Genomic DNA, 24025 nt, shown 5'->3' with positions numbered 1-24025 from the left:
TCAGAGACCGGCGGCTGAGCGCAGGTCGTCGACGCGGTCCGTGCGCTCCCACGTGAAGTCGGCGAGTTCTCGACCGAAGTGCCCGTAGGCTGCGGTCTGCGCATAGATCGGGCGAAGCAGATCGAGCTGGTCGATGATCGCCTTCGGGCGCAGGTCGAACACGTCAAGAATCGCCGTCGTGATGATGTCGTCGGCCACGTGACCGGTTCCGAACGTCTCGACGTACAGGCCGACCGGAGCGGCCTTGCCGATGGCGTAGGCGACCTGCACCTCGAGCCGATCAGCAAGTCCTGCGGCCACGGCGTTCTTCGCGACCCACCGCATGGCGTAGGCAGCAGAGCGGTCGACCTTCGAGGGGTCCTTCCCGCTGAAGGCTCCGCCTCCGTGGCGCGAGGCACCGCCATAGGTGTCGATGATGATCTTCCGGCCCGTGAGGCCCGCATCGCCCTTCGGGCCGCCGATCACGAACGGACCAGCGGGATTGATGTAGTAGGTGACCGCGGAAAGATCGAGTCCAGTGCTCTCCAGAACCGGATCGATGACGGTCTCCTGCACCTGGGCGCGCAGGTCTTCTTGCGAGATGTCAGGGTGGTGCTGGGTCGAGAGCACCACGGACTCGACGGTGCGCGGCACGGCCCCCTCGAAGCCGAGGGTGACCTGCGTCTTGCCGTCGGGACGCAGGAACGGCAGCGCACCTGAGCGTCGCGATTCGGCGAGGCGCTCAGCCATGCGGTGCGCCGTCCACGCGGCCATCGGCATCAGCTGAGGCGTCTCGGTCGTCGCATAGCCGAACATGATGCCCTGGTCGCCCGCGCCCTGCTCGTCACGAGGGTCGGATGATCCGCGTTCACGCTGCTCGAAGGCCTTGTTCACACCCGACGCGATGTCGGAGGACTGCGCGCCGATGGAGATGCTCACGCCGCACGAGTCGCCGTCGAACCCAGTCTCGCTCGAGGTGTATCCGATGCGGTTGACCACATCGCGAACGATCGCGGGAATCTCGACGTACGCGGACGTGCTCACCTCACCCGCGACATGCACCAGTCCGGTGGTGACGAGGGTCTCGACCGCGACGCGCCCGGTCGGATCCTCACTGAGGATGGCGTCGAGGATGCTGTCAGAGATCTGGTCGCAGATCTTGTCGGGGTGACCTTCCGTGACCGACTCGGACGTAAACAGACGCAACGCGGTCATGGAGCTCCCGTCAGTAGTGGACGCCGATCAGTATCGCGCCGGCCTACGACACCGGCGCGCGAACAGGTGACCGTCAGTCGATCGGACGGAGGCGAAGCTTGTCTTCGTTGATCTCGTGGAGCGCGATGGTCAGCGGCTTGTCCTCGACGGTTGAATCAACCAGCGGCCCCACGTTGTCGAAGAGGTTTCCCTCGTGCAGGTCGGAGTAGTAGTCGTTGATCTGGCGGGCGCGCTTTGATGCGTAGATCACCAGCTGGTACTTCGAGTCAACCTTCTCGAGAAGGCTGTCGATGGGGGGGTCGATGATGCCCTTGTTGTTCCCGGCCATGGCGGAATCCCTTCGCTGGCGACGGATGTCGGTGAGAGGTCTGTGGCGCCGCAGTCGCGCTCAGCGCGCGGGCGCATTCATCAATTCTACGACCTCGCGCGCCGCAACGGCGACGTCGGCGTTCACGACGCGGTAATCGAACTCATCCTGGGCCGCCAACTCGACGCGCGCTGTGCGGAGGCGTCGCGCGCGTTCTTCCGTGTCCTCGGTGCCGCGTCCGATCAATCGGGTGACCAACTCGTCCCAGCTGGGTGGGAGAAGGAACACCAGCGTTGCGTCAGGTTGGGCCGCACGCACCTGCCGTGCGCCCTGCAGATCGATCTCGAGCAGCACCGCCTGACCGCGATCGAGCGCGGCACGGATCGGTGCACGCGGAGTGCCGTAGCGGTACGCGTTGTGGACCGTTGCCCACTCGAGAAGCTCGCCATCTGCGATGAGCCGATCGAACTCCGCATCGTCGACGAAGTAGTAATGCTCTCCGTCACGCTCCCCCGGACGGGCCGGGCGGGTCGTAGCCGATATGGACAGGTGGATCTCGGGGTGGTGAGCGCGGATGTGCTGCGCCACGGTCCCTTTGCCGACCGCGGTGGGTCCCGCGAGCACCACCAGGGCCGACCGGTCAGCGCGTGGATGCGGCTCGGGCAGGCGCTCATCGAGAAACGCACGCAGAGCCTGCTGCTGCCTGCGGCCGAGGCCGCCGAGTCGCTTCACGGGCGAAATCTGCAGATGGTCGAGGATTCTGTCCCGCTTGCCGACGCCGATCGCAGGGATTGCGGTGAGGAATTCTGTGACACGCATCGCGCCCGCAGGTGAATCCGGGGCGGCAAGCGCGCGGCGGAGCAGCTCTTGCGGGCTGATCACGCGAGTTGCGACATCCTGTTTCAACGAGGCACGCTCCCGCCTGGCGGCGACGGCCCGACGGGATGCTGCGAGGCGGTCGACCGCGGGAGGGGCGGGGCGCTCAGTCATGGCTGGTTCGCGGGTACAGCGCTGCGCGCTCCTCGATACGCGAGGCCAGGCGGTCGGGGCCGACGGCGAGGATGCTTCTGCTCTCGGACGCGATGACATTGGCTGCCACGTAGCCGAAAAGACGCTGCAGATCGGCCGGCTGCGCGCCCTGCGCGCCGAAGCCGGGCGCCAGGATCGGTGTTCCGGCGAGGACGACGTCGGTGAGCCCGAATGCAGCGCGGTCGACGGTTGCGCCGACCACGAGTCCCGCCGAACCGAGCGCCCCGGGCAGACCGATGTTGAGGGAACCGATCTCGCGAGCTACCCGCGCCGCGACGCGCTCGTCATCGGGCCCCGAATCATCGCTGGTGAGTGCGGTCTGTATGGGCCTGCCTTCCGGATTGCTCGTCGCTGCGAGAACGAAGACGCCCTTCTCGCGGCGGATCGCCGTCGTGACCGTGGCGTAGAGCGAGTCGGGGCCGAGGTACGGGCTCAGTGTCACAGCATCAGCCTCGAGCGGAGAGCCGGGTTCGAGCCAGGCCGCGGCATAGCCGTCCATCGTGGTTCCGATGTCGCCGCGCTTGGCATCCGCAATGACGATCAGCCCCGCCGCACGCGCAGCCGCCATGACATCTTCAAGTGCCGCGAATCCCGCCGAGCCGTAGCGCTCGAAGAACGCAACCTGAGGCTTGACGATGCCGACCCGACCCGCGCACGCCTCCACCACACGGAGTCCGAACTGCCGGGCTCCCTCGGCGGTGGAGTCCAATCCCCAGGAATCGAGCAGACTCCCGTGAGGGTCGATACCCACGCACAGCGGGCCAGACTGACCGAGCGTCTCCCACAGGCGTGAACCGAACGACCTCACGCGCGTTCAGCCCTTTCACGTGCGTAGTCCTGCAGGCTTTTGACCTCGAAACCCTCGCGGAGCACGGGGAACGCGCTCACTGCTGCGCCGAGGACTGCCATCGTCGTGAACAGGGCCTTGTCACCGGCCACAGCAGCGGCGCGGATCTCGTATCCGTCGGCTCGGGCCATCCCGCCGCTCGGGGTGTTCACCACGATGTCGATGCGTCCCTCATTGATGAGGTCGACGACGTTGGTCTCACCCGAGGCCTGAGTCGCGGAGTACTTGTTGACGACCTCGACCGCGATTCCGTTGCGGGCAAGGATCTCGGCCGTGCCCTCCGTGGCAAGCAGCTCGAACCCGAGTTCCTGCAGCCGGTGGGCCGGCAGGATCACCGCGCGCTTGTCAGCATCCGATACCGAAATGAAGACCGTTCCCTCGAGGGGAAGCCCACCGTATGCGGCGGCCTGGCTCTTCGCAAAGGCCGTGGGGAAGTCGCGGTCGATCCCCATGACTTCACCCGTGGATCGCATCTCAGGCCCGAGGACCGAGTCGACGATCTGGCCATCCTTGGTGCGGAACCGCTTGAAGGGAAGAACAGCTTCCTTGACCGCGACCGGCGCATCCAGCGGTACGCGCGAGCCATCGGATGCCGGCAGTAGCCCCTCAGCGATCAGATCAGCGATCGTGGAGCCTGCCATGATGCGGCTGGCCGCCTTGGCAAGCGGAATCCCCAGCGCCTTGGACACGAACGGGACGGTGCGGCTGGCCCGTGGGTTGGCCTCGATGACGTAGAGCACGCCCGCGCTGATAGCGAACTGAACGTTCAGGAGCCCTCGGACCCCGACGCCAGCCGCAATGGCGAGAGTGGCTTCGCGAACGCGATCGATCTCGGTGCGTCCGAGCGAAACGGGCGGCAGGGTGCAGCTTGAGTCACCGGAGTGGATGCCGGCTTCCTCGAGGTGCTCCATCACGCCGCCGATGTAGAGCTGGTGGCCGTCGTAGAGCGCATCGACGTCGATCTCGATCGCGTCGTCAAGGAACCGGTCGACCAGGAGTGGCATCCCGGGGCCGATGATCGCTTGGTCGGCAACGCGCACGAAGTAGTCACGCAGGCTCGCCGTGTCGTAGACGATCTCCATGCCGCGTCCACCGAGCACGAAGCTCGGACGGACAAGCACCGGGTATCCGATGTCTTCGGCCACGGCAACGGCGCCCTCGACGTCAACCGCGGTGCCATGACGCGGCGCGATGAGTCCCGCGTCGGCGAGGATGCCGCTGAACAGGCTCCGCTCCTCGGCGAGATCGATCGCCGTGGGGCTCGTGCCGAGGATCGTGTAGCCGGCGGCTTCGATCCCCTTCGCAAGTCCCAACGGAGTCTGTCCGCCCAGCTGGCAGATGACCCCGAGAATCGTTCCCGAGCGCGCCTCCGCGTGCAGCACCTCGAGCACGTCTTCGAGCGTGAGCGGCTCGAAGTAGAGCCGGTCAGAGGTGTCGTAGTCGGTCGACACCGTCTCGGGGTTGCAGTTGACCATGATCGTCTCGAAACCGGCGTCGCTCAGGGCGAACGAGGCGTGCACGCACGAGTAGTCGAACTCGACCCCCTGACCGATGCGGTTCGGTCCAGACCCGATGATCACGACCTTGGTGCGCTCCGAGGGCATGACCTCGGTCTCGGCGTCATAGCTGGAGTAGTGGTACGGGGTCAGAGCGGGGAACTCACCGGCGCAGGTATCGACGGTCTTGTAAACGGGGCGAATGTCGAGGCCGTGCCGGATGCCGCGCGCTTCGGTTTCGGTGATCCCGCGCAGCTCGGCGATCTGCGCGTCGCTGAAGCCATGCTCCTTGGCGATGCGGAGTGTCTCGGCATCCAACTCCCCCGCCGCAGCGATGAAGGCCGCGACCTCGTTGATGAGCACGATCTGGTCGAGGAACCACGGATCCATTGCGGTAGCCTCGAACGCCTGCTCGACTGTCGCGCCCTTACGCAGGGCCTGCTGGAGGACGACGATCCGGCCATCTGTCGGCGTGCGCGCGATCTCGAGCAGCTCGTCGACGCTGCGCTCCTCGGCACCCCAGTGGAAGCTGGAGCCGCGCTTCTCGAGCGAGCGCAGGGCCTTCTGAAGCGCCGTCGCGTAATTGCGGCCGATCGCCATCGCCTCACCGACCGACTTCATGGTCGTGGTGAGCGTTGTGTCAGCGGCGGGGAACTTCTCGAAGTTGAAGCGCGGAACCTTGACGACGACGTAGTCGAGCGTCGGCTCGAAGCTTGCCGGCGTGACCTTGGTGATGTCGTTGGGGATCTCATCCAGCCGGTAGCCGATGGCGAGCTTGGCGGCGATCTTCGCAATCGGGAAGCCCGTGGCCTTCGAGGCCAGCGCCGAGGAGCGAGACACGCGCGGGTTCATCTCGATCACGATGATGCGACCGTTGGTCGGGTCGACGGCGAACTGGATGTTGCAGCCGCCCGTGTCGACACCGACGGCACGAATGATGTCGATGCCGATGTCGCGCATCTTCTGATACTCGCGGTCGGTGAGCGTCAGCGCCGGCGCGACCGTGATCGAATCGCCGGTGTGGACACCGACGGGGTCGACGTTCTCGATCGAGCACACGACGACCGTATTGTCGGCGGTGTCGCGCATCAGTTCGAGCTCGTACTCCTTCCACCCGAGGATCGACTCCTCAAGCAGCACTTCGTGCGTGGGTGAGTCGTGCAGGCCGGCGCCCGCGATACGGCGCAGGTCGGCTTCGGTGTAGGCGAAGCCCGAGCCCAGTCCCCCCATCGTGAACGACGGGCGAACGACGAGCGGATAGCCCAGTTCCTCGGCGCCGGCGAGCACTTCGTCCATCGTGTGGCAGATGCGGCTCGCGGCGACATCCGCGCCCGCTTCGATGACGAGTTCCTTGAAGATCTGGCGGTCTTCGCCCTTGCGAATCGCGTCGACCTTCGCGCCGATGAGCTCGACGTCGTACTTCTCGAGAATGCCGCGGTCGTGCAGCGCCATCGCGGCGTTCAGAGCCGTCTGGCCACCGAGCGTCGGCAGGATCGCGTCGGGCTTCTCCTTCGCGATGATCGTCTCGATGACCTCGGGGGTGATCGGTTCGATGTAGGTCGCATCGGCGAAGTCGGGGTCGGTCATGATCGTGGCCGGGTTCGAATTGACCAGGATCACTCTGACGCCTTCGGCGCGCAGCACGCGGCAGGCTTGGGTTCCGGAGTAGTCGAACTCACAAGCCTGGCCGATGACGATCGGACCGGAGCCGATGACCAGGACGGAGCGGATGTCGTCGCGCTTAGGCATTCGCTTCTTTCGTGCTGAGGTTCGCGCGAACGAGGTCGGCGAACCGGTCGAACAGGTAGTTTGCGTCGTGCGGGCCGGCCGCAGCCTCGGGGTGGTACTGCACCGAGAAGGCCGGGATGTCGAGGGCGCGGAGACCCTCGACGACGCGATCGTTGAGACCGATGTGACTCACCTCGACGCGACCGTAGCCCTGAGGGCTGTCGAACGGTTCATCGAGGGGGGCATCGACGGCGAAGCCGTGGTTGTGGGCGGTGATCTCGACACGGCCGGTCTGCTTGTCCAGGACCGGCTGGTTGATGCCGCGGTGTCCGAACGGCAGCTTGTAGGTGTCCAGGCCCAGGGCACGGCCGAGCAGCTGATTGCCGAAGCAGATACCGAAGAACGGCACCCGATCATCGAGCACGGATCGCAGGAGCGACACGTGATCGGCCGACGCGGACGGGTCACCCGGACCGTTCGAGTAGAAGACGCCGACCGGATCGATCGCGCGGATGTCGTCGATCGTCGCGTCCTGCGGCAGCACGTGGACATCGAACCCCCGCGCCGCGAGGTTGTCGATCGTGGCCTTCTTGATCCCAAGGTCGATGACCGCGAGGGACCCGAGCCGCCCCGCGGTTGCCGGGGTCACCTCGGGTGCGCTCACCGACACGGATGCCGACAGGTTCTGGCCGGCCATCTGGGGTGCTTCGCGCACCAGGCGTAGGTGTTCCTCGGCATCGAGGGCTGCGGCGTCCCCCGAATAGATGCCGCCCCGCATCGACCCCGCCGATCGGATGTGGCGGGTGACGGCGCGGGTGTCGATGCCACTGATTCCGACGATGCCGTCGCGCTCAAGCGCCTCGTCGAGGGATTCGTCGGCCCGCCAGTTCGAGACCACGCGGGACGGGTCGCGCACGATGTATCCGGCGACCCAGATCCGGCGCGATTCTGGGTCTTCGTCGTTCATCCCCGTGTTGCCGATATGAGGTGCGGTCTGCAGCACGATCTGGCCCGCGTACGAGGGATCGGTGAGCGTCTCCTGGTAGCCGGTCATGCCGGTTGCGAAGACGACCTCGCCGAGGGTCATCCCGCGTGCGCCGTAGGCGTGGCCGCGGAATCGGGTGCCGTCCTCGAGGACGAGCACGGCGGGATCGGTGGTGAACAAGCTCATTCGGAGTCTCCGGTTGCGGTGGAGGGGTCAGGTGCGGGAGCCAGGGGCGCGAGAGCGTCGGCCAGGTGCCGGGCCGATGTCTCCCGAGGGCGAAGGTAGGTGTCGACGACAACACCCGTGTCGGCGAGCCAGCTCAGTCGCACGAGGCCGTCCTTCTCGACGACACGATCGATCGTGAGGGTGGCCTGTGTGACAGCGGTGATCCGGTCGGCCGTGATCGTGATGCGGGGCTGGTTCGTCAGATCCAGCGCGACCGCGCCATCCGTCACCGTGATCGTCACGGGCGATCGATAGCCGAGGCCCGGGGCAGCGATCCGTTCGAGCGGAGCATCGTGGACTGTGGTTGCCACGTAGAGCGCGTCGATCGTCTCGCGGGGTGTGTCGGAATCACTCAACTCGGCGGGCCGGATGAGGGGCGTCCGATCACGGCGGGTGCGTCGCACCCATCCCCAGGCGGCGAGGCCCAGCAGCACCAGGGCCACGGCAACCATGACCAGCACGGCGGCCTCCCGCGTCACGACAGGGCCCCTGGCGTCTCGAGGAGTGCTCCGTCTGCGACGGTCACCGTGCCCCGATTGACCGTCCAACGGATCTCGCCGGGCAGTTCCTCGCCGAGGTAGGGCGAGTTTCGGCTGCGTCCTCGGAGATCATCGAGAGAGAACGTACGCGTCGGAGCCGGGTCGTAGAGCGTGAACGATGCCGGGTTGCCTGCCGCCACGGGAGTTCCGTGCCCGCTGAGGCTCCCGATCCGCGCCGGCGCAGCGGACATCGTACGTGCCACATCGCTCCAGGTCATGCGACCGCTCTCCACCATGGTGCCGTGCACGATGCGCAGTGCGCTTTCGAGGCCCACCATTCCGTGAGATGCAGCCTGCCACTCGCAGGCCTTGGTCTCGCTCGGATGCGGCGCATGGTCGGTGGCGACGATGTCGATCGTGCCGTCGGCGAGGCCCTCCCGCACGGCTTCGACGTCCTCGGCGGTGCGAAGGGGCGGGTTGACCTTGAACCGGGCGTCATACCCGCGGACCCGGTCCTCGGTGAGCAGCAGATGGTGGGGGGTGACCTCGGCAGTCACGTCGATTCCGCGCTTCTTGGCCCAGCGGATGATGTCGACCGACCCCGCCGTCGAGAGATGACAGACGTGAAGGCGCGACCCGACGTGCTCTGCCAGCAGCACGTCCCGGGCGATGATCGCTTCCTCGGCGACAGCAGGCCATCCCGCCAGGCCGAGTTCTGCCGAAACAACGCCCTCGTTCATCTGTGCGCCCTCGGTCAGTCGCGGATCCTGCGCGTGCTGAGCTATCACGCCACCGAAGGCCTTCACATACTCAAGAGCGCGGCGCATGATCACGGGGTCCCAGACGCAGAATCCGTCGTCGCTGAAGACCCGCACTCGCGCCCGCGAGGTCGCCATCGCGCCGAGTTCTGCGAGGCGCTCGCCCTTCTGCCCGACAGTGACGGCACCGATGGGCTGCACGGTCACATAGCCCGCAGCCTCTCCGAGCGCGAGTTCTTGCTCGACAACGCCCGCGGTGTCGGCCACCGGCGAGGTGTTCGGCATCGTGAACACCGTGGTGAAGCCGCCGGCAGCTGCTGCACGGGAGCCGGTGAGGATCGTCTCGGATGCCTCGAAGCCGGGCTCGCGAAAGTGTACGTGCAGGTCGATGAGCCCGGGAAGCGCAATGAGTCCTGACGCGTCGATGACGCGCGCGCCGGGCTTGTCCAGCGAGAGCCCCGTCTCGACGATTATGCCGTCCTGCACGAGCAGATCTGTGCGGGTGCCGTCCGCGAGCTCGGCGCCGCGGACCAGGAGGACCTCGGTCATGCTCTCTCCTCCCCTGTCGTTGTCGTCGCTGTCGTTGTCGTCGAACCCGCCAGCAGCAGGTAGAGCACCGCCATCCGTACCGACACGCCGTTGGCTACCTGTTCCAGGACTGTCGATTGCGCCGAATCGGCAGCTTCGGCGGAGATCTCGAGCCCTCGATTCATGGGGCCCGGGTGCATCACAATGCTATCGGCGCCGAGGGCTGCGAGCCGCCGTGCGTCGAAACCCCAGCGCCTCGCGTACTCCCGCTCGCTGGGGAAATATGCGGCGTTCATGCGCTCCAACTGGATGCGCAGCAGCATCAGCACGTCGGGTGCGGCGGCGATCGCTTCGTCGAGGTCGTAGGTGACGTGAGCGGGCCAGGCCGACACATCCTGGGGCACAAGCGTCGGAGGGGCGACGAGTGTGACGTGCGCCCCCAACGTGTGCAGCAGCCACATATTCGAGCGCGCCACACGGGAGTGAAGCACATCGCCGACGATCGCGACCCGAGTGCCGGCGAGATCCCGTCCGCGGCTGTCTTCGCCGTACAGACGCTTGCGCATCGTGAAGGCATCGAGCAGGGCCTGGGTGGGATGCTCGTGGGTTCCGTCGCCCGCGTTCACGACGCCCGCACTGATCCAGCCGCTCGTGGCAAGGGTGTGTGGCGCGCCGGATGCTCCGTGGCGGATGACGACGGCATCCGCGCCCATCGCCTGCAGCGTCTGCGCGGTGTCTTGCAGGGACTCGCCCTTCGAGACCGACGAGCCCTTTGCCGCAAAGTTGATGACGTCTGCCGAGAGGCGCTTGGCTGCTGCCTCGAAGGAAATGCGTGTGCGAGTCGAGTCCTCGAAGAACAGGTTGACGACGGTCTTGCCGCGCAGAGTCGGAAGCTTCTTGATCTCCCGGCGCTGAGTGTCCGACATGTCTTCGGCGGTGTCGAGGATACGAAGCGCGTCTGACCGGCTGAGGGTGGCTGTGTCGAGCAGGTGTCTCATGATCGGATGCTGACCTCGTCTTCACCGTCGATCTCGCGAAGCCGTACGGCGACGTGCTCCGAGCGGGAGCTGGGAAGGTTCTTGCCGACGAAGTCGGGCCGTATCGGCAATTCACGGTGTCCACGGTCGACAAGGATCGCGAGGCGCACGGCGGCGGGTCTGCCGATGTCTTGCAGGGCATCCAGGGCTGCGCGGATGCTGCGACCTGAGAAGAGCACGTCGTCGACCAGGACAACGGCCTTGCCGTCGATGCCCGAGTCTGGGATGCGTGTGGGATGGGGCGTCCGCGTCGGATTGCGGTGCAGATCGTCGCGGTACATCGTGACGTCCAGTGAGCCGACGGGCACCGTTTCACCGGTGAAGCCGCTGATCAGCGCAGCGATGCGCTCTGCCAACGGGACGCCGCGGGTCGGAATGCCGAGGAGGACGAGCTCGCCGGCGCCGCGATTGGATTCGATGATCTCGTGAGAGATTCTCGTCAGAGCGCGTGAGATGTCGGCATCCTGCATGACTGCACGGGTGCTCATCGCCGCTCCCTTCTCCGCCTCACGGGACGGTGTTAAAGGTTGCTGTGTTTCGAGCCTACCGGAAGCGCTCGTCAGGAAGCGGCAGGCGCGTCAGCCGTCTCGGTTATCCGCTGCGACCGGATGGGATGTCCCGTCGTCGTCAGACACTTGCCGCTGGCAAGGTCCCATTTCCAGTCGTGCAGGGAGCAGGTCAGCACGCCGTCCTCGATCTTGCCGGTCTTCGTGAGGTCGGCCCGCAAGTGCGGGCAGCGGCGCTGCACGACCCAGTCCTCGAGCTGCACGTCCTCGGTCTGGTCCGACTGCTCGGCGTACCAGTTCTCCACGTACTCGATACGGTCGCGCGAGAGACACTTGAGGAATGTGGTGAGGAACTCGTTGAACTTTCCGCTGCGCCCCACCGAGAACTGCATCGACAGGAAAATCGAGTTCGACCAGTCGATCTCGTGGTCGGCGATGTTGGTCGAGACGAGGTCAGCGGGAATCGTGTACCAGTAGATGCACTCCTCCCCCGCGTACTCGCGCACCTTCGCCTTCGGGAAGTCGACGACCATATCCAGGTCGCCGATGCGGAACCGCACGTTGCCGCCCACACCGTCCCGGATGATGCGCGCGCGCCGCAGCAGCGGCTCCCACCACTCTTTGATCGCCGCAAGCATCTCCGCCGGCGGGAGTATTGCAGCACGCCGCGACTCCTCGGCGCGGACCTCGTCCTGCCGGCTGTCGCGCTGCTCGGCGAGGTAGGTCCACTTGTCGTGGAAGATGCGGTCGATCTCGGCATCCGTGTACAGCGTCTGCGTGATCGTGACGTCGGAGCCGGCGATGTCTACCTGCGTTCCGGGAACGAACAGGTGACCGGACTTGTCAGGTCGCTCTGCTCGCAGGTGCTCGAGGAACTCCGCCTGGTCGGTGAAGATCGAGTCGTTCTCGAGGCCCGTGCCGTTGTAGCGGAACAGTTCCTCGCGCAGGAACATCGGGGGCCCCGCCATGGGGAACACGTGCGCGGCGTCCACCTTGTCGATGTAGTACATCGCGCGCTTGTTTTGAGCCTCGCGCTTGAGCTGCGCGAAGTGCTCCTTCGAGTCCTGCGGCAGGTCGTAGACCATGGGCCACCAGATCGCACCCGAGACCTGCGTGAAGTAGGCGTCAGGCTTTCCGAACGAGAGGAGCTTCTCGAGGTCCAGCGGATGCGAATCGTTCTGGTTCAGGATGCTGGCAGTGCCGTCATCCACCGATAGAGATGAATCACCGATCGGACCGTCGGAGGGGGCCCGCAGCGGCGTGATCATGAGCGTCATCGCGCCGAAGGTCAGCGGAACGCCGGCCTCCGTGCGGATGATGTTCGTGTAGCCGAGGTCGATCAGGTCGCGCTCAAGGTCGTCGGTCGGATATTCCGGCAAGAGCACGGGGATGTCGCGACGGACGTACCGGTGAAGCATCCGGGGATCGAAATGATCGCGATGCCGGTGCGAGATGTAGAGGAAGTCGGCGGCGCCGAAGCGCTCCCAGTCCAAGCCCCGGTTGTCGGGGAACGGGAACCACGACCCGAAGAATGACGGCCCGATGACCGGGTCGCACAGGATCGAACCTCCCGCGGTCTCGATGAACATGCCAGCATGTCCGAGTCCGGTGATGCGCATGGACGCTCCTCTCCCGAGACGAGTGTAGGTGGCGTGCTCGCGTGGGCCCTGGGTTCACGCCGTACAAATGAGACGAGGTCAGTGGGCCTTTTCGGCGGGAGCGTCGCCGCCACGTGCTACCCGGCCGAGCACACCGTGTACGAAGGCGCCGGAGTCGTCGGTGGAAAACTCCTTAGCGAGTTCGACAGCTTCGTCGATCGCGACAGCGGCGGGGACGCCATCGTTGTACACGATCTCCCAGGTGCCGATCCGCAGCAGCGCGCGGTCCACGGCGGGCATCCGGGCAAGAGTCCAGCCCTTTGCGGCATCCGTGATCGCCTCGTCGATGGCCGCCGCGTTGTCGATGACGCCGTCCACGATCTCGCGGGCGTACAGCCACGACGCTTCCCGCGCCGGCTCGGACGCGGCACGGCGGGCCTCTGCGGCGAGCGTCAGTGCGACATCCTCTCCACGGACGTCTGCCTGAAAGAGAATGTCGAGCGCGCGCTTGCGCGCCTTGGTGCGTGCGCTCACGCGTCAGTTGACCCGGCCGAGGTAGTCACCCGTGCGGGTGTCGACCTTGACCTTGGTGCCGGTCTCGAGGAACAGCGGCACCTGGATCTCGTAGCCGGTCTCGACAGTGGCGGGCTTCGTGCCTGCCGACGAGCGGTCGCCCTGGAGGCCCGGCTCGGTGTACGTGATTTCCAGCACGACGGATGCCGGCAGCTCGATGTAGAGCGGGTTGCCGTTGTTGAGCGCGATCTGCACCTGCTGGTTCTCGAGCAGGAAGTTCGCGGCGTCGCCGACGGTCGCCGCGCCGACCGTGATCTGGTCGTAGTCAGCCACGTCCATGAACACGAAGCCGTCACCGTCGTTGTAGAGGTAGGTGAAATCGCGGCGGTCGACGTTCTCGGTCTCGACCTTGGCTCCGGCGTTGAACGTCTTGTCAACAACCTTGCCGGTCATCACGTTCTTCAGCTTGGTACGCACGAATGCGCCGCCCTTGCCGGGCTTGACGTGCTGGAACTCCACGACGCTCCAGAGCTGTCCGTCGATGTTGAGGACGACGCCGTTCTTGATGTCTGCGGTGGATGCCATGAGGAGGAAGTTCCGTTCGTGTACGTGGATGCCGCACGCCAGGGCGCGGCCGACATCCGAGTCTACGGGAGTCCTACGCCCGCCCGCACGCGCGCAGATCCGGCATCCGTGAAACACAACCTGGCGCGAGAGACGACTATCCGGCTCACGCGTCAGGTTGGGTCTCAGCGCGTGGGCTCGGTGCGGGAGGCGAACTAGCCGTCGGCCCTGCCGGTGAGGATGTCGATCAGGAGCGTGGTCGCCCGCGCGTAGCCGGGCACCCCCTCGCCGACCACGTGGACGGCGGCGACATCGCGGATGTAGGAGTGGTGGCGGAACTCCTCGCGCGCGTACACGTCGGAGATGTGGACCTCGGCTACCGGAAGCGAGACGCCGGAGAGAGCATCACGAAGCGACACCGAGGTGTGGGTGAGGCCCCCGGGATTGATCACGATTCCGGCGCAGTCCTCGCGAGCCGCATGGATGGCGTCGATGAGCACTCCCTCGTGGTTCGACTGCAGCGCACGCACGTCGAAGCCGGATGCCGCAGCCGTCCGCGCCACGAGAGCTTCGACGTCCGCGAGGGTCTCGTGTCCATAGATGTCGGGCTCACGGGTTCCGAGCAGATTCAGATTCGGCCCGTTGAGCAGCAGGAGCCGGCGAGGCGTTGACGTCACAGGTGTCACTCTATTGCGCGGCGCATCTCGAGTTCTGGGCCGATCGAGCTTTCGAACGTGATGCCGGTGGGTGTGAACCCGAGCCGTGCGTAGGCCCGCTGGGCGCGCAGATTGTCGCGGTGGACATCCAATGTCAGAGCATCATGTCCCCCCGCTCCGGCCCACGCTGCCGCCGCGTCGATGAGCTCGCCGAGCAGTCCCTGCCCGCGGTGGCCGGGGTCGATGTACACGCCGACGATGTCCGCGCGCGGGGCGGTGAGTGCGCGGCCGAGGTGGTCGGTGTCGCCCAGGGCGCGCAGCAGTACGGTGGCGGTACCGACCCAGCTACCAGAGGTCACGGCCACGAACTGGGCTGCGTTCTCGCCGAGTGAACCGCCCGCGGTCCGCTCCCGCCAGAAGGAGTCGTCCCGAGCCAGTTCCTCGTCGTGGGTGGTGAGGAATGCGAGGGCCGCGTCGGGGTCGCCGGTCGCACGGATGCGGAGGTCACGCACCTCTGCCCACTCGTGCAGGCGGATCCGACGCACCTCGTAGGGCGCTGCAGAGCCGGCCAGGTGGCGCACTACTCGGCAACCTCCTGGTAAGCGGCGAACAGGAGCGACTCGTCAGGCGCTTGCAGCACGGTCGGTCGAGCGATGTCGTCGAGGACGATGAAGCGCAGCATGCTCCCTCGTGTCTTCTTGTCACGCTGCATCGTCGCCAGCAGCTGCTGCCACGCGCCGGCTCGGTACGTGGTCGGCAGGCCGAGGGAGGTCAGGATGTCGCGGTGCCGCTGGGCGGCGTCATCCGAGAGTCGCCCGGCCAGCCGCGAGAGCTCGGCGGCGAACACCATGCCGATGGAGATCGCCGCGCCGTGGCGCCACTGATACCGTTCGGTGTGCTCGATGGCGTGCCCGAGGGTGTGGCCGTAGTTGAGGACTTCGCGAAGGCCCGCCTCACGCAGGTCTTCGGAGACGACACGGGCCTTCATCCCGATCGCGAGCTCGATGCACCGTCGGAACGCGTCGGATGCCGGGTCTGTCGCAGCGGCGGGGTCCGCTTCGATGAGTTCCAGGATCTCCGGATGCCAGATGAAGCCGGCCTTCACGACCTCTGCGAATCCCGCAACGGTCTCGTTGCGCGACAGGGTCTCCAGGAGATCGAGGTCGCAAACGACGGCGGACGGCGGCCAGAACGCCCCCACGAGGTTCTTCCCCTCGGCGGTGTTGATGCCCGTTTTTCCGCCGACTGCGGCATCCACCATGCCGAGGACTGTCGTCGGAACATGCACCACCGAGACGCCGCGCAGCCAGGTCGCGGCGACAAACCCGGCCAGATCGGTCACCGCTCCCCCGCCAAAGCCGACGACGGCGTCAGTACGAGTGAAGTTCGCCTGGCCCATGACCTGCCAGCAGAAAGCCGCGACCTCCACGCGCTTGCCTGCCTCGGCGTCGGGCACTTCAGCAAGAAGCACCTGTCGGTCGCCCTGCAGGCGTCCGCGCAGCTCTTCAGCCTGCGCTGACAGCGTCGGCGGGTGCACGATGAGCACACGCTGAGCAGCAGTCGGGAGTGCCGCGCCAACCGAGTCGAGGATGCCGCGACCGATCGTGATGTCGTACGGGCTGTCGCCGGCAACGGCGATTGTGGTCGGAGCGTTCATGACTCTTCTTTCCCGGTGGCGGGTGGATCGGAGGACTCGGTACGGGGACGCGCCCAGGACACGATCTCGTCCACGACGTGCTGGAGAGGCCCCGTGGACGTGTCGATCGTGATGTCAGCGACGCTCTCGTAGAGGGGACGACGCTCCTGCCAGATGCGCCGCCAGCGCTCCAGAGGGTCCTCGCCCGAAAGGAGCGGGCGGGCTGTCCCCTGAATCCGCCCGGCTACGACGCGCGGGTCGACCGTGAGCATGACGACATGGCATGTCGCGAGATCCGTACGCGTATCGGCATCCAGCACAGCCCCGCCGCCCAGTGACACGACGGCAACGCCGTGCCCGAGGGCGTCCTGAATCGCCGCACGTTCCCAGGAGCGGAATGTCGACTCGCCCTGGGTCTCGAAGATCTGCTCAATCGGCCCGTGCTCACGCTGAACCACGGCATCCGTGTCGATGAACGTCACGCCCAGGGCTTTGGCCACGCGACGCCCGATGCTCGTCTTTCCCGCCCCCATGGGGCCGACCAGAACGAGCGGACTAGCGGGGGCCATCGCTGGTGAGAACTGCCGCGTCCAGCAGCGATTCATCGCTCTCTGCGCTCGTGCGCAGGGCCGCGGGAATCGCGTCGAGGTAGGACTGCAGGTTGCGTCGCGTCTCGGCGACGCTGTCACCGCCGAACTTCTCGAGAACGACGTCAGCGAGCACGAGCGCCGTCATTGCTTCGGCGACCACACCGGCTGCCGGGACAGCGCACACATCCGAGCGCTGGTGGTGCGCGTTGGCGGTCTCGCCGGATGCCACGTCCACCGTACGCAGTGCGTGCGGGACGGTGGCGATCGGCTTCATGCCGGCACGCACGCGCAGCACGGTCCCGGTTGACATGCCGCCCTCGGTTCCCCCGGCGCGATCCGTGGCCCGGGCGATGCCGCCGTCTGTCGCGAACAGCTCGTCGTGGGCTTCCGAGCCCCGACGCCGCGCCGTCAGGAAGCCGTCGCCGACTTCAACGCCCTTGATCGCCTGGATGCTCATGAGCGCTTGGGCCAGCTTGCCATCGAGCCGCCGGTCCCAGTGCACGTGGCTGCCGAGCCCCGGAGGGAGTCCGAACGCGAGGACTTCGACGACGCCACCGAGGGTGTCGCCGGCTTTGCGCGCGTCATCGACTTCGGCGACCATCCGCGCCGAGGTCTCCGGATCGAAGCAGCGCATCAGGTCAGCATCCAGCGCCTCGACGTCGTCGGGCGTGGGAAGCGGAGCGTCCCGGGGAGCTTCGATCGGACCGATACCCACCGTGTGGGAGACAAGCCGGATGCCGAGCTCTGCCAGAAACGCGCGGGCAATGGCACCGAGTGCGACGCGGGCAGCCGTTTCGCGGGCGCTTGCCCGCTCGAGGATCGGCCGGGCCTCGTCGAACCCGTACTTCTGCATCCCGACCAGGTCGGCGTGCCCGGGCCGGGGACGGGTGAGGGCTGCGCCACGACCGCGTGATTTCTCGGTCAGTTCGATCGGTTCAGCGCTCATGACCTCGACCCACTTGGGCCATTCGGTGTTCGCGATGCGTAGGGCGATCGGGCTGCCCAGGCTCACTCCGTGCACGACGCCACTGGAGATCGTCAGTTCGTCTTCTTCGAACTTCATGCGCGATCCGCGCCCGTACCCGAGTTTGCGACGGGCAAGGTCAGCCTGGATCTCGGAGCGGGAAATGGGAACGCCAGAGGGAAGACCCTCCATGACGGCAACCAGTTCGGGGCCGTGCGATTCGCCGGCCGTGAGCACGCGGAGCATTGGTCTAGTCTCCCATGAGGCTTGAGCGCATCGCGCCGACGACAGTCGTCTCGTCGCGAAGTGGCACCGCCGGGTCACCGCCGACGAAGATCCGTACCTGCAGCACAGCCTGGTGCAGCAGCATCCCTTCGCCCGTATGGATCTGATGACCGGCGCGCAGCCAGGCCGCCTGTAGGGAGGTCATCCCCTGCCCATAAACGACGTCGAACAAGGGCGCGCCGCCCGATGCGAGCCGATCGGCGTCTGTATCAGCCACGACCGCGCCGCCAGGGAGCGCCGCAATTGTCAGATCGACAGGTTCAAGCTCAGGCTGCGCGAGAGGGACGCCGTGAACGGAGAGGCCCAGCCGCTCGCCGATATCGCGGAGCCCGGCGACCGCGTCAGGCCGCCTCGCTGCGACCTCGATGTGGTTCGCGCCGATCTCAGTGACAGCCACGAGCGCGGATGTCGCGGTCGCGCCTGCTCCGACGATCCGGACCCGCTGCAGCTCGGTGATCCCGCACTCGGCGAGCGAGCCGACGATGCCGCCGACGTCCGTGTTGAACCCGGAAGGCTCAGCACCAGTCAGCAGAAGGGTGTTCACGGCTCCGGTCAGTTGCGCGCGGGCATCGCGGGTCACGGATGCCGCAAAAGCCGCCTCTTTGAGTGGGTAGGTAATCGACAGGCCTCGGAAGGCGTCGTCGAGCGAGCCCAGTTCCGAACCGAACCTCTCCGTCGCCACGCGGCGGCGTTCGTACGACCAATCCAGGCCGAGCGCGCGGTACGCGGCAGCGTGGAGTTGGGGTGACCGACTGTGCTCGATCGGGTCGCCCCAGACCTCCAGACGCGTACGTCGCTGCGTCACCTCAGCAGCCAGCGTCGGGGTTAGCCGTGCACCACTGGCGCCACTGCTCCACAGCGGCCAGGTGGTCGTCGTAGTTGGTCGTGAAGACGGTCTCGCCGGTGTTGAGGTTCACTGTGACGAAGTACAGCCACGGTCCGTCCTCGGGGTGCATCGCCGCGTCGATGGCGAGGTCGCCCGGGTTCGCAATGGGGCCGACCGGCAGTCCATCGATGACGTAGGTGTTCCAGGGGTTGTTGTCGGTGAGAGCTTCACCCGAGGAACTCACCGTGCCGTCGTGCAACTCGCCGTAGCCGTACTGAGCCGTCGAGTCCATCTGCAGCTTCATGCCCTGATCGAGGCGGTTCTGGATGACGCGCGAGACCTTGTAGAAGTCGGCCTCAAACCGGGCCTCGCGCTGGATGATCGAGGCGATTGTGAGGATGCGCTCCCGATCATCGACAGGCACGCCTGCGGTATCCAGGGACTGGACCGCGCGGTTGACGAGCGTCTGAATGACCTGCTGTGCGGTTACTCCGGGATCGAAGGTGTAGGTCGCCGGGAACAGCCATCCCTCCAGCGGCTGCCCGCCGGCAGCGACGACAGCCTCATTGACGGGCACCCCGTACAGAGTCGGGTCGGCCACGGCAGCCTGGAAGTCCTCGAGAGGGATGCCGAGGCTGTCGGAGAGGATCTGGATCGACTGATCGACCGTGAGTCCCTCGCGCAGTTGCGCGGTGTTCTCCATCTTGTTGGCGGGATCGAGAATCGCCTCCAGCGCCGCAGCCGACGTCATCTGCTGCTGGAGCCGGAAGACGCCGGGAACAAACGGCGGATTCAGGTCTTCGGCGACGAGGTAGTCGTAGAACGCGTCGGGCGTTCGCGTCACACCCGCCTCGTAGAGCTTCGGTGAGATCGAGGCTCCGGTATCTCCTGACACGATCGTGAGGAAGGCTTCGCCGGTGGCGATCCCCTCCTCGTACTCCTGGGGCTCCTCCCAGCCCAGCACCTCGCGGATCTTGTCCTCGTACGTCGACCACACCCACCAGCCGCCTGCCGCAGCGCCGCCGAAGAGCACGAGCACAACGATGAGGGCGATCCATCCGCCGCGTCGGCGACGGCGGCGTTCTGCGGGCGGAGGGGTCATGCCGATGTCATCCGTGGTGCGCTCTCCTGCGAAGAGGTCATCGAGTGTGCCGGTCGTGGCCGGCGCGGGACGATCCGCGCGAGGAGCGGATGTCGAGGTCGAGGTGAGACTCTGCGTTGAGGCCGGAGGTGCTGCGACCGCGGCCCAGAACAGTTCTGGGGGTACGTCGTCGTCTGCCGGGCTCGAGGTAGCCGGGCTCGGTGGCTGTGTGGGCAGCGGTGAATCTGACGGCGTGCCGCCTGCCGTGCCGCCGCTCGTGCCTGCGGCACGGGCCTCGCGCGCGGCACGTCGTGACGGTGGAGCCGGTGTGGACGATCCCTCGGAAGCTGGAACCGGTGCTGCCGGTTCGGCAGGCTCGGGAGCAGACGGCTCCGACGAGGCCGAGGCTGCACCTCCAGTCCCACGCGACCGACCGTCCGGGAGCTTCCCGAAGAGATCGGCGAACGGATCGTCGAACGGTGACGAATCGTCGGGCATGTCAGGCAGGCTCCTCGGCGGGGGGTAGTAGCGCACCCGGTGGGCGGCCGGTGCTCTTCTCGATGTCCAACGCCTGCTGCAGCAGCACGACGGCGGCGACCTGATCCACAATCGTACGAGAAGTTCGGGTGGTTTTGCCGGATGCTCGCAAGGCGCTGTGCGCCGAGACCGTGCTGAGTCGCTCGTCGAGCATCCGGATCGGGACGCTGATGTGGGCGCTCAGCTCGCTGGCGAACGCCTCTGCGTCGTCGGTCGAGGCTGTGCGTTCTCCTCGCAGATTGATCGGCAGGCCGACGATCACCTCGATCGGATCCAGGTCTGCCACCAGCTCAGTCAGCCGACCGATGGTGCCGTCGCCGCGCGAGACAGTCTCGGTCGGCGTCGCGAGCATGCCGTCAGGATCGCACTGGGCGACGCCCACACGAGCCTTCCCGACGTCGACGGCCAGACGGATGCCGCGGCGAAATCCGCTCACGTCCGGGGCAGCCCCGCCACGACGTCATCGAGGGCGCGAGTCAGCGCGCTCACGTCGCTGCCCCCGCCCTGGGCGAGGTCGTCGCGTCCGCCGCCGCCCCCACCGAGTACCGTCGCGGCAGCCTTCGCCAGGGGCCCGGCCTTCACGCCGAGCGAGCGTGCCGATTCGGTGGTGGCGACGATGACGACGGGTCGGTCATCGACCTCGCCTCCGAGAGCGACGACCGCAGCATCGGATCCGAGTCGCTCGCGGACCTTCAGCGCGACGGCTCTGACGTCGTCAGCCGAACCCGCACGGCCGAGGTTGGCAGCGACCACCGAGAGATCGCCCACACGACGAGCGCCGGCAACAAGGTCCGGAACCTGCTCACTCAGAGCCTTCGCCTGCAGCGACGCGATCTTCTTCTCGGCTGCCTTGAGGTTCGCGGCGAGCTCGGCGATGCGCGCCGGCAACTGATCCCGGGGGGTCTTCAGTGACGAGGTCAGTTGCGAGACGATCGCTCGTTCGGCGGCGAGCTCACGGAAGGCATCAGCACCGACGAGCGCCTCGACACGACGATTGGCAGCACCGACAGACGATTCTCCGACGAGGTTGATCAGGCCCACTTCGGCGCTGGTCGCGACGTGGGTACCGCCGCACAGCTCACGCGACCACGGTCCGCCGATGTCCACCATCCGAACGGTGTCGCCGTACTTTTCGCCGAACAGGGCCATAGCGCCGAGTTCTTTGGCTTCGTCGAGCGCGAGGACACGTGTGGTGACCTGCAGATTGTCGCGCACGGCGTTGTTCGCGATCTCCTCGATCTCGGACTTCGTCTCGGGCGAAAGAGCCTGCGCCCAGGTGAAATCGAAGCGCAGGTAGCCGGCCCGGTTCAGCGACCCGGACTGCGTGGCCGAAGACCCGAGCGTGTCACGAAGGGCGGCATGGACGAGGTGCGTCGCCGAGTGCGCCTGCGCCGCTGCGCGGCGGTTGGCAGCATCAACGATGGTCGTCGCAGCCAGCCCGACGGCGACTTCTCCGCTGGTCACCTCCACGGTGTGACTCACGAGGCCAGGCACAGGCTTTTGCACATCGATGACGTCGAGCTGATAGCCGGGACCGACGATGATCCCCTTGTCGGCAACCTGACCACCCGACTCCGCGTACAGTGCCGTCTCGGCAAGGATCACCTCAGCCACCTGACCGGTGGGGGCACGATCCACAGAGACCCCATCCACGAGCACACCCAGGATGCGGGACTCGGTCTCCAGATCGGTGTACCCCGTGAACGTCGTTTCGCCGAGGGCGCGGAACTCGCGGTAGACCGAATGATCGGCGATAGCGCGCTTGCGCGACTTCGCGTCGGCCTTGGCGCGCTGGCGCTGCTCGTGCATGAGCGAGTCGAACGCGGCCCGGTCCACAGACAGACCGGCCTCTTCGGCGATCTCGAGCGTGAGGTCGATCGGAAAACCGTAGGTGTCATGCAGCAGGAACGCCTCGGCGCCCGCGATCTCGGCCTTGCCCGAGCCCTTGGTCTCAGCCACAGCAAGATCCAGGATCGTCGAGCCGGCTGCGAGCGTACGAAGGAACGTCTCTTCCTCTGCGACTGCCGCGGACTCCAACCGGTCGTAGTCGGTGGCGAGCGTCGGGTAGGCAGGAGCCATGGCATCCCGCGACGCGGCAAACAGCTCGCGGAACGTCGGCGCATCGACACCGAGCAGACGCATGGCACGAATCGTGCGGCGCATGAGGCGGCGAAGGATGTAGCCACGACCCTCGTTCGAGGGGCGGACCCCGTCGGAGAGCAGCATGAGCGAGGAACGAACGTGATCGGCGACAACGCGGAATCGCACGTCATCCTCGTGGACGGCACCGTACGTGCGGCCCGACAGCGCGACCGCGAGATCGAGCACAGGGCGCACCTGATCGGTCTCGTACATGTTGTCGACGCCCTGCTTGATGAACGCGACACGTTCCAGGCCCATGCCGGTGTCGATGTTCTTCTGCGGGAGCTCGCCCACCACATCGAAATCGACCTTGGACCGAACGTTCGTGATCGCGTACTGCATGAACACGAGGTTCCAGATCTCGGTGAACCGGCTGTCATCGACTGCCGGTCCCCCATCCGGACCGTACGCCGGTCCGCGGTCGAAATAGATCTCGGAACAGGGCCCTGCAGGGCCCGGCTGACCGGTCGACCAGTAGTTGTCTTCCTTGCCGAAGCGCTGGATACGCTCGTCGGGAAGTCCGGCGATCTTCTTCCAGAGACCAGCTGCCTCGTCATCGTCCTCGTACACGGTGACCCAGAGGTCGCGCTCGGCAAAGCCGAGGCCTCCGGCTGACTCGGGCGAGGTCAGCAGCTCCCAGGCGTACTCGATGGCGCCGGCCTTGAAGTAGTCACCGAACGACCAGTTGCCCAGCATCTGGAAGAACGTTCCGTGGCGTGCGGTCTTGCCGACCTCTTCGATGTCGTTGGTGCGGATGCACTTCTGCACGTCAGCGGCGCGAGGGTAAGGCGCGGGAACGACTCCGGTGAGGTAGGGGATGAAGGGCACCATCCCCGCGACAGTGAAAAGCAAGGATGGGTCATCGGTGACCAGCGATGCGCTCGGAACGATGACGTGATCGTTCTTCTCGAAGTAGTCGAGGTAGCGCTGGGCGATCTCAGCGGTCTTCATCGGGTTTCCTTTGCATGAGTGAACGGCATCGCCCGGCCCGGGCGACGCACGCACGCATTGAGATCAGTCGGTGAGCTTCTTGGCGGCGTCTTTCGCAGCGTCGGCGGCATCGCCGGCAGCGTCTGTCACGGCCTCGGTTACGGTGTCGACCGCCGCGGATGCCGAGTCCACAGCGTCTTCGACGATCCCGACAATCCGAGCTTCCTGCTCACGGTAGGCATCCGCGATGCGGTCGGTGAACTGCGAGATACGCGCATCCACCTCGGCCAGTAGCTCGTGACCACGCGGATCTTTGTTGACGTAATGGGCGGCGACGAAACCCCCGGCAAGCCCCAGTGCGAACCACAGCAGGTTTTTCATGCGCTCACTCCCTTTCCGCGACGGCGGCTCATCCCATCGTAGGCGAGAACAGCGAAGGGCGCCGGGTAACCCCGACGCCCTTCGCGAACGTGTAATGAATGAGCCGCTTAGGCCGTGTTGATCAAGATGTTTCGGCGTCTCGTGGGCGAGTCTTGACGGGTGACGCGACAAGAGATCTCTGACGAGGTGTGGGCTGTGCTGGA

23 protein-coding genes are annotated in these 24025 nt (G+C 66.4%); all 23 read right to left on the bottom strand.

Annotation, left to right across the window (positions count from 1 at the left end; all coding sequences use genetic code 11):
* Entirely contained in the window at positions 1-1194 is a 1194-nt protein-coding gene (gene metK / locus AB0O89_RS00115; protein WP_292710390.1) for a methionine adenosyltransferase, read from the bottom strand.
* 73 nt (positions 1195-1267) lie between these two features.
* Positions 1268-1522: a DNA-directed RNA polymerase subunit omega gene (gene rpoZ / locus AB0O89_RS00110; RefSeq protein WP_195693834.1), complete on the bottom strand. Its 255-nt coding sequence runs from the start codon at positions 1520-1522 to the stop codon at positions 1268-1270.
* Positions 1523-1582: 60 nt separating this feature from the next.
* Positions 1583-2491: a guanylate kinase gene (gmk, locus tag AB0O89_RS00105; RefSeq protein ID WP_363493147.1), complete on the bottom strand. Its 909-nt coding sequence runs from the start codon at positions 2489-2491 to the stop codon at positions 1583-1585.
* Positions 2484-3338, bottom strand: coding sequence for an orotidine-5'-phosphate decarboxylase (pyrF, locus tag AB0O89_RS00100; protein WP_363493145.1), 855 nt, complete (start codon positions 3336-3338; stop codon positions 2484-2486). The genes gmk and pyrF overlap by 8 nt, the downstream gene beginning before the upstream one ends.
* Positions 3335-6622: a carbamoyl-phosphate synthase large subunit gene (gene carB / locus AB0O89_RS00095; protein WP_363493143.1), complete on the bottom strand. Its 3288-nt coding sequence runs from the start codon at positions 6620-6622 to the stop codon at positions 3335-3337. Before carB ends, pyrF begins: the two co-directional genes overlap by 4 nt.
* Positions 6615-7772 (bottom strand): glutamine-hydrolyzing carbamoyl-phosphate synthase small subunit, encoded by a 1158-nt coding sequence (carA, locus tag AB0O89_RS00090; RefSeq protein ID WP_363493141.1) that lies wholly within the window; start codon positions 7770-7772, stop codon positions 6615-6617. The genes carB and carA overlap by 8 nt, the downstream gene beginning before the upstream one ends.
* Entirely contained in the window at positions 7769-8290 is a 522-nt protein-coding gene (locus AB0O89_RS00085; protein ID WP_363493139.1) for a hypothetical protein, read from the bottom strand. Before AB0O89_RS00085 ends, carA begins: the two co-directional genes overlap by 4 nt.
* Entirely contained in the window at positions 8287-9597 is a 1311-nt protein-coding gene (locus AB0O89_RS00080) for a dihydroorotase (RefSeq protein WP_363493137.1), read from the bottom strand. Before AB0O89_RS00080 ends, AB0O89_RS00085 begins: the two co-directional genes overlap by 4 nt.
* Complete coding sequence (locus AB0O89_RS00075; RefSeq protein ID WP_363493135.1) at positions 9594-10574, bottom strand: aspartate carbamoyltransferase catalytic subunit; 981 nt, start codon at positions 10572-10574, stop codon at positions 9594-9596. The genes AB0O89_RS00080 and AB0O89_RS00075 overlap by 4 nt, the downstream gene beginning before the upstream one ends.
* Positions 10571-11101, bottom strand: a complete 531-nt coding sequence (pyrR, locus tag AB0O89_RS00070; protein WP_363493133.1) for a bifunctional pyr operon transcriptional regulator/uracil phosphoribosyltransferase PyrR — start codon at positions 11099-11101, stop codon at positions 10571-10573. Before pyrR ends, AB0O89_RS00075 begins: the two co-directional genes overlap by 4 nt.
* Before the next feature lie 71 nt (positions 11102-11172).
* Entirely contained in the window at positions 11173-12738 is a 1566-nt protein-coding gene (locus AB0O89_RS00065) for a Rieske 2Fe-2S domain-containing protein (protein ID WP_363493131.1), read from the bottom strand.
* Between the two features lie 78 nt (positions 12739-12816).
* Positions 12817-13251 carry a transcription antitermination factor NusB gene (nusB, locus tag AB0O89_RS00060; protein ID WP_363493129.1) on the bottom strand — a complete coding sequence of 145 codons (435 nt, stop codon included), beginning with the start codon at positions 13249-13251 and terminating at the stop codon, positions 12817-12819.
* A gap of 3 nt (positions 13252-13254) precedes the next feature.
* Complete coding sequence (efp, locus tag AB0O89_RS00055) at positions 13255-13815, bottom strand: elongation factor P (RefSeq protein WP_292710352.1); 561 nt, start codon at positions 13813-13815, stop codon at positions 13255-13257.
* 194 nt (positions 13816-14009) lie between these two features.
* Complete coding sequence (gene aroQ / locus AB0O89_RS00050) at positions 14010-14471, bottom strand: type II 3-dehydroquinate dehydratase (protein WP_363493126.1); 462 nt, start codon at positions 14469-14471, stop codon at positions 14010-14012.
* Between the two features lie 5 nt (positions 14472-14476).
* On the bottom strand, positions 14477-15031 hold the full coding sequence (locus AB0O89_RS00045) for a GNAT family N-acetyltransferase (RefSeq protein ID WP_363493124.1): 555 nt from the start codon (positions 15029-15031) through the stop codon (positions 14477-14479).
* The gene (gene aroB, locus AB0O89_RS00040; protein WP_363493122.1) at positions 15031-16107 is read right to left on the bottom strand and encodes a 3-dehydroquinate synthase; all 1077 of its coding nucleotides are present in this window, start codon (positions 16105-16107) and stop codon (positions 15031-15033) included. Before aroB ends, AB0O89_RS00045 begins: the two co-directional genes overlap by 1 nt.
* Positions 16104-16655, bottom strand: a complete 552-nt coding sequence (locus AB0O89_RS00035) for a shikimate kinase (protein WP_363493120.1) — start codon at positions 16653-16655, stop codon at positions 16104-16106. Before AB0O89_RS00035 ends, aroB begins: the two co-directional genes overlap by 4 nt.
* Positions 16642-17886 carry a chorismate synthase gene (aroC, locus tag AB0O89_RS00030; RefSeq protein WP_363493118.1) on the bottom strand — a complete coding sequence of 415 codons (1245 nt, stop codon included), beginning with the start codon at positions 17884-17886 and terminating at the stop codon, positions 16642-16644. Before aroC ends, AB0O89_RS00035 begins: the two co-directional genes overlap by 14 nt.
* A gap of 4 nt (positions 17887-17890) precedes the next feature.
* A complete protein-coding gene (locus tag AB0O89_RS00025) occupies positions 17891-18730 on the bottom strand; it encodes a shikimate dehydrogenase (RefSeq protein ID WP_363493116.1) in 840 nt (279 codons plus the stop codon).
* Between the two features lies 1 nt (position 18731).
* Positions 18732-20330: an endolytic transglycosylase MltG gene (gene mltG / locus AB0O89_RS00020; protein ID WP_363493114.1), complete on the bottom strand. Its 1599-nt coding sequence runs from the start codon at positions 20328-20330 to the stop codon at positions 18732-18734.
* 1 nt (position 20331) lies between these two features.
* On the bottom strand, positions 20332-20805 hold the full coding sequence (gene ruvX, locus AB0O89_RS00015) for a Holliday junction resolvase RuvX (RefSeq protein ID WP_363493112.1): 474 nt from the start codon (positions 20803-20805) through the stop codon (positions 20332-20334).
* Positions 20802-23462, bottom strand: coding sequence for an alanine--tRNA ligase (alaS, locus tag AB0O89_RS00010; protein ID WP_363493109.1), 2661 nt, complete (start codon positions 23460-23462; stop codon positions 20802-20804). Before alaS ends, ruvX begins: the two co-directional genes overlap by 4 nt.
* A 63-nt stretch (positions 23463-23525) precedes the next feature.
* On the bottom strand, positions 23526-23822 hold the full coding sequence (locus tag AB0O89_RS00005; protein ID WP_341579026.1) for an ATPase: 297 nt from the start codon (positions 23820-23822) through the stop codon (positions 23526-23528).
* Between the last annotated feature and the right edge of the window lie 203 nt (positions 23823-24025).

This window comes from Microbacterium sp. NPDC076895 (assembly GCF_040687115.1).
Taxonomy (GTDB): Bacteria; Actinomycetota; Actinomycetes; order Actinomycetales; family Microbacteriaceae; genus Microbacterium.
Note: the sequence above shows the minus strand (reverse complement) of the source record. Positions and strands in the feature narration are given on the sequence as shown.

Coding starts and splice junctions, on each gene's coding strand:
- AB0O89_RS00005 (WP_341579026.1), bottom strand. CDS start 23,822: ATGAAAAACCTGCTGTGGTTCGCACTGGGGCTTGCCGGGGGTTTCGTC.
- AB0O89_RS00075 (WP_363493135.1), bottom strand. CDS start 10,574: ATGAGACACCTGCTCGACACAGCCACCCTCAGCCGGTCAGACGCGCTT.
- gmk (WP_363493147.1), bottom strand. CDS start 2,491: ATGACTGAGCGCCCCGCCCCTCCCGCGGTCGACCGCCTCGCAGCATCC.
- efp (WP_292710352.1), bottom strand. CDS start 13,815: ATGGCATCCACCGCAGACATCAAGAACGGCGTCGTCCTCAACATCGAC.
- aroB (WP_363493122.1), bottom strand. CDS start 16,107: ATGAACGCTCCGACCACAATCGCCGTTGCCGGCGACAGCCCGTACGAC.
- AB0O89_RS00065 (WP_363493131.1), bottom strand. CDS start 12,738: ATGCGCATCACCGGACTCGGACATGCTGGCATGTTCATCGAGACCGCG.
- AB0O89_RS00035 (WP_363493120.1), bottom strand. CDS start 16,655: ATGGCCCCCGCTAGTCCGCTCGTTCTGGTCGGCCCCATGGGGGCGGGA.
- rpoZ (WP_195693834.1), bottom strand. CDS start 1,522: ATGGCCGGGAACAACAAGGGCATCATCGACCCCCCCATCGACAGCCTT.
- pyrR (WP_363493133.1), bottom strand. CDS start 11,101: ATGAGCACCCGTGCAGTCATGCAGGATGCCGACATCTCACGCGCTCTG.
- carB (WP_363493143.1), bottom strand. CDS start 6,622: ATGCCTAAGCGCGACGACATCCGCTCCGTCCTGGTCATCGGCTCCGGT.
- metK (WP_292710390.1), bottom strand. CDS start 1,194: ATGACCGCGTTGCGTCTGTTTACGTCCGAGTCGGTCACGGAAGGTCAC.
- mltG (WP_363493114.1), bottom strand. CDS start 20,330: ATGCCCGACGATTCGTCACCGTTCGACGATCCGTTCGCCGATCTCTTC.
- alaS (WP_363493109.1), bottom strand. CDS start 23,462: ATGAAGACCGCTGAGATCGCCCAGCGCTACCTCGACTACTTCGAGAAG.
- aroC (WP_363493118.1), bottom strand. CDS start 17,886: ATGCTCCGCGTGCTCACGGCCGGCGAATCGCACGGCCCCGAACTGGTT.
- carA (WP_363493141.1), bottom strand. CDS start 7,772: ATGAGCTTGTTCACCACCGATCCCGCCGTGCTCGTCCTCGAGGACGGC.
- AB0O89_RS00080 (WP_363493137.1), bottom strand. CDS start 9,597: ATGACCGAGGTCCTCCTGGTCCGCGGCGCCGAGCTCGCGGACGGCACC.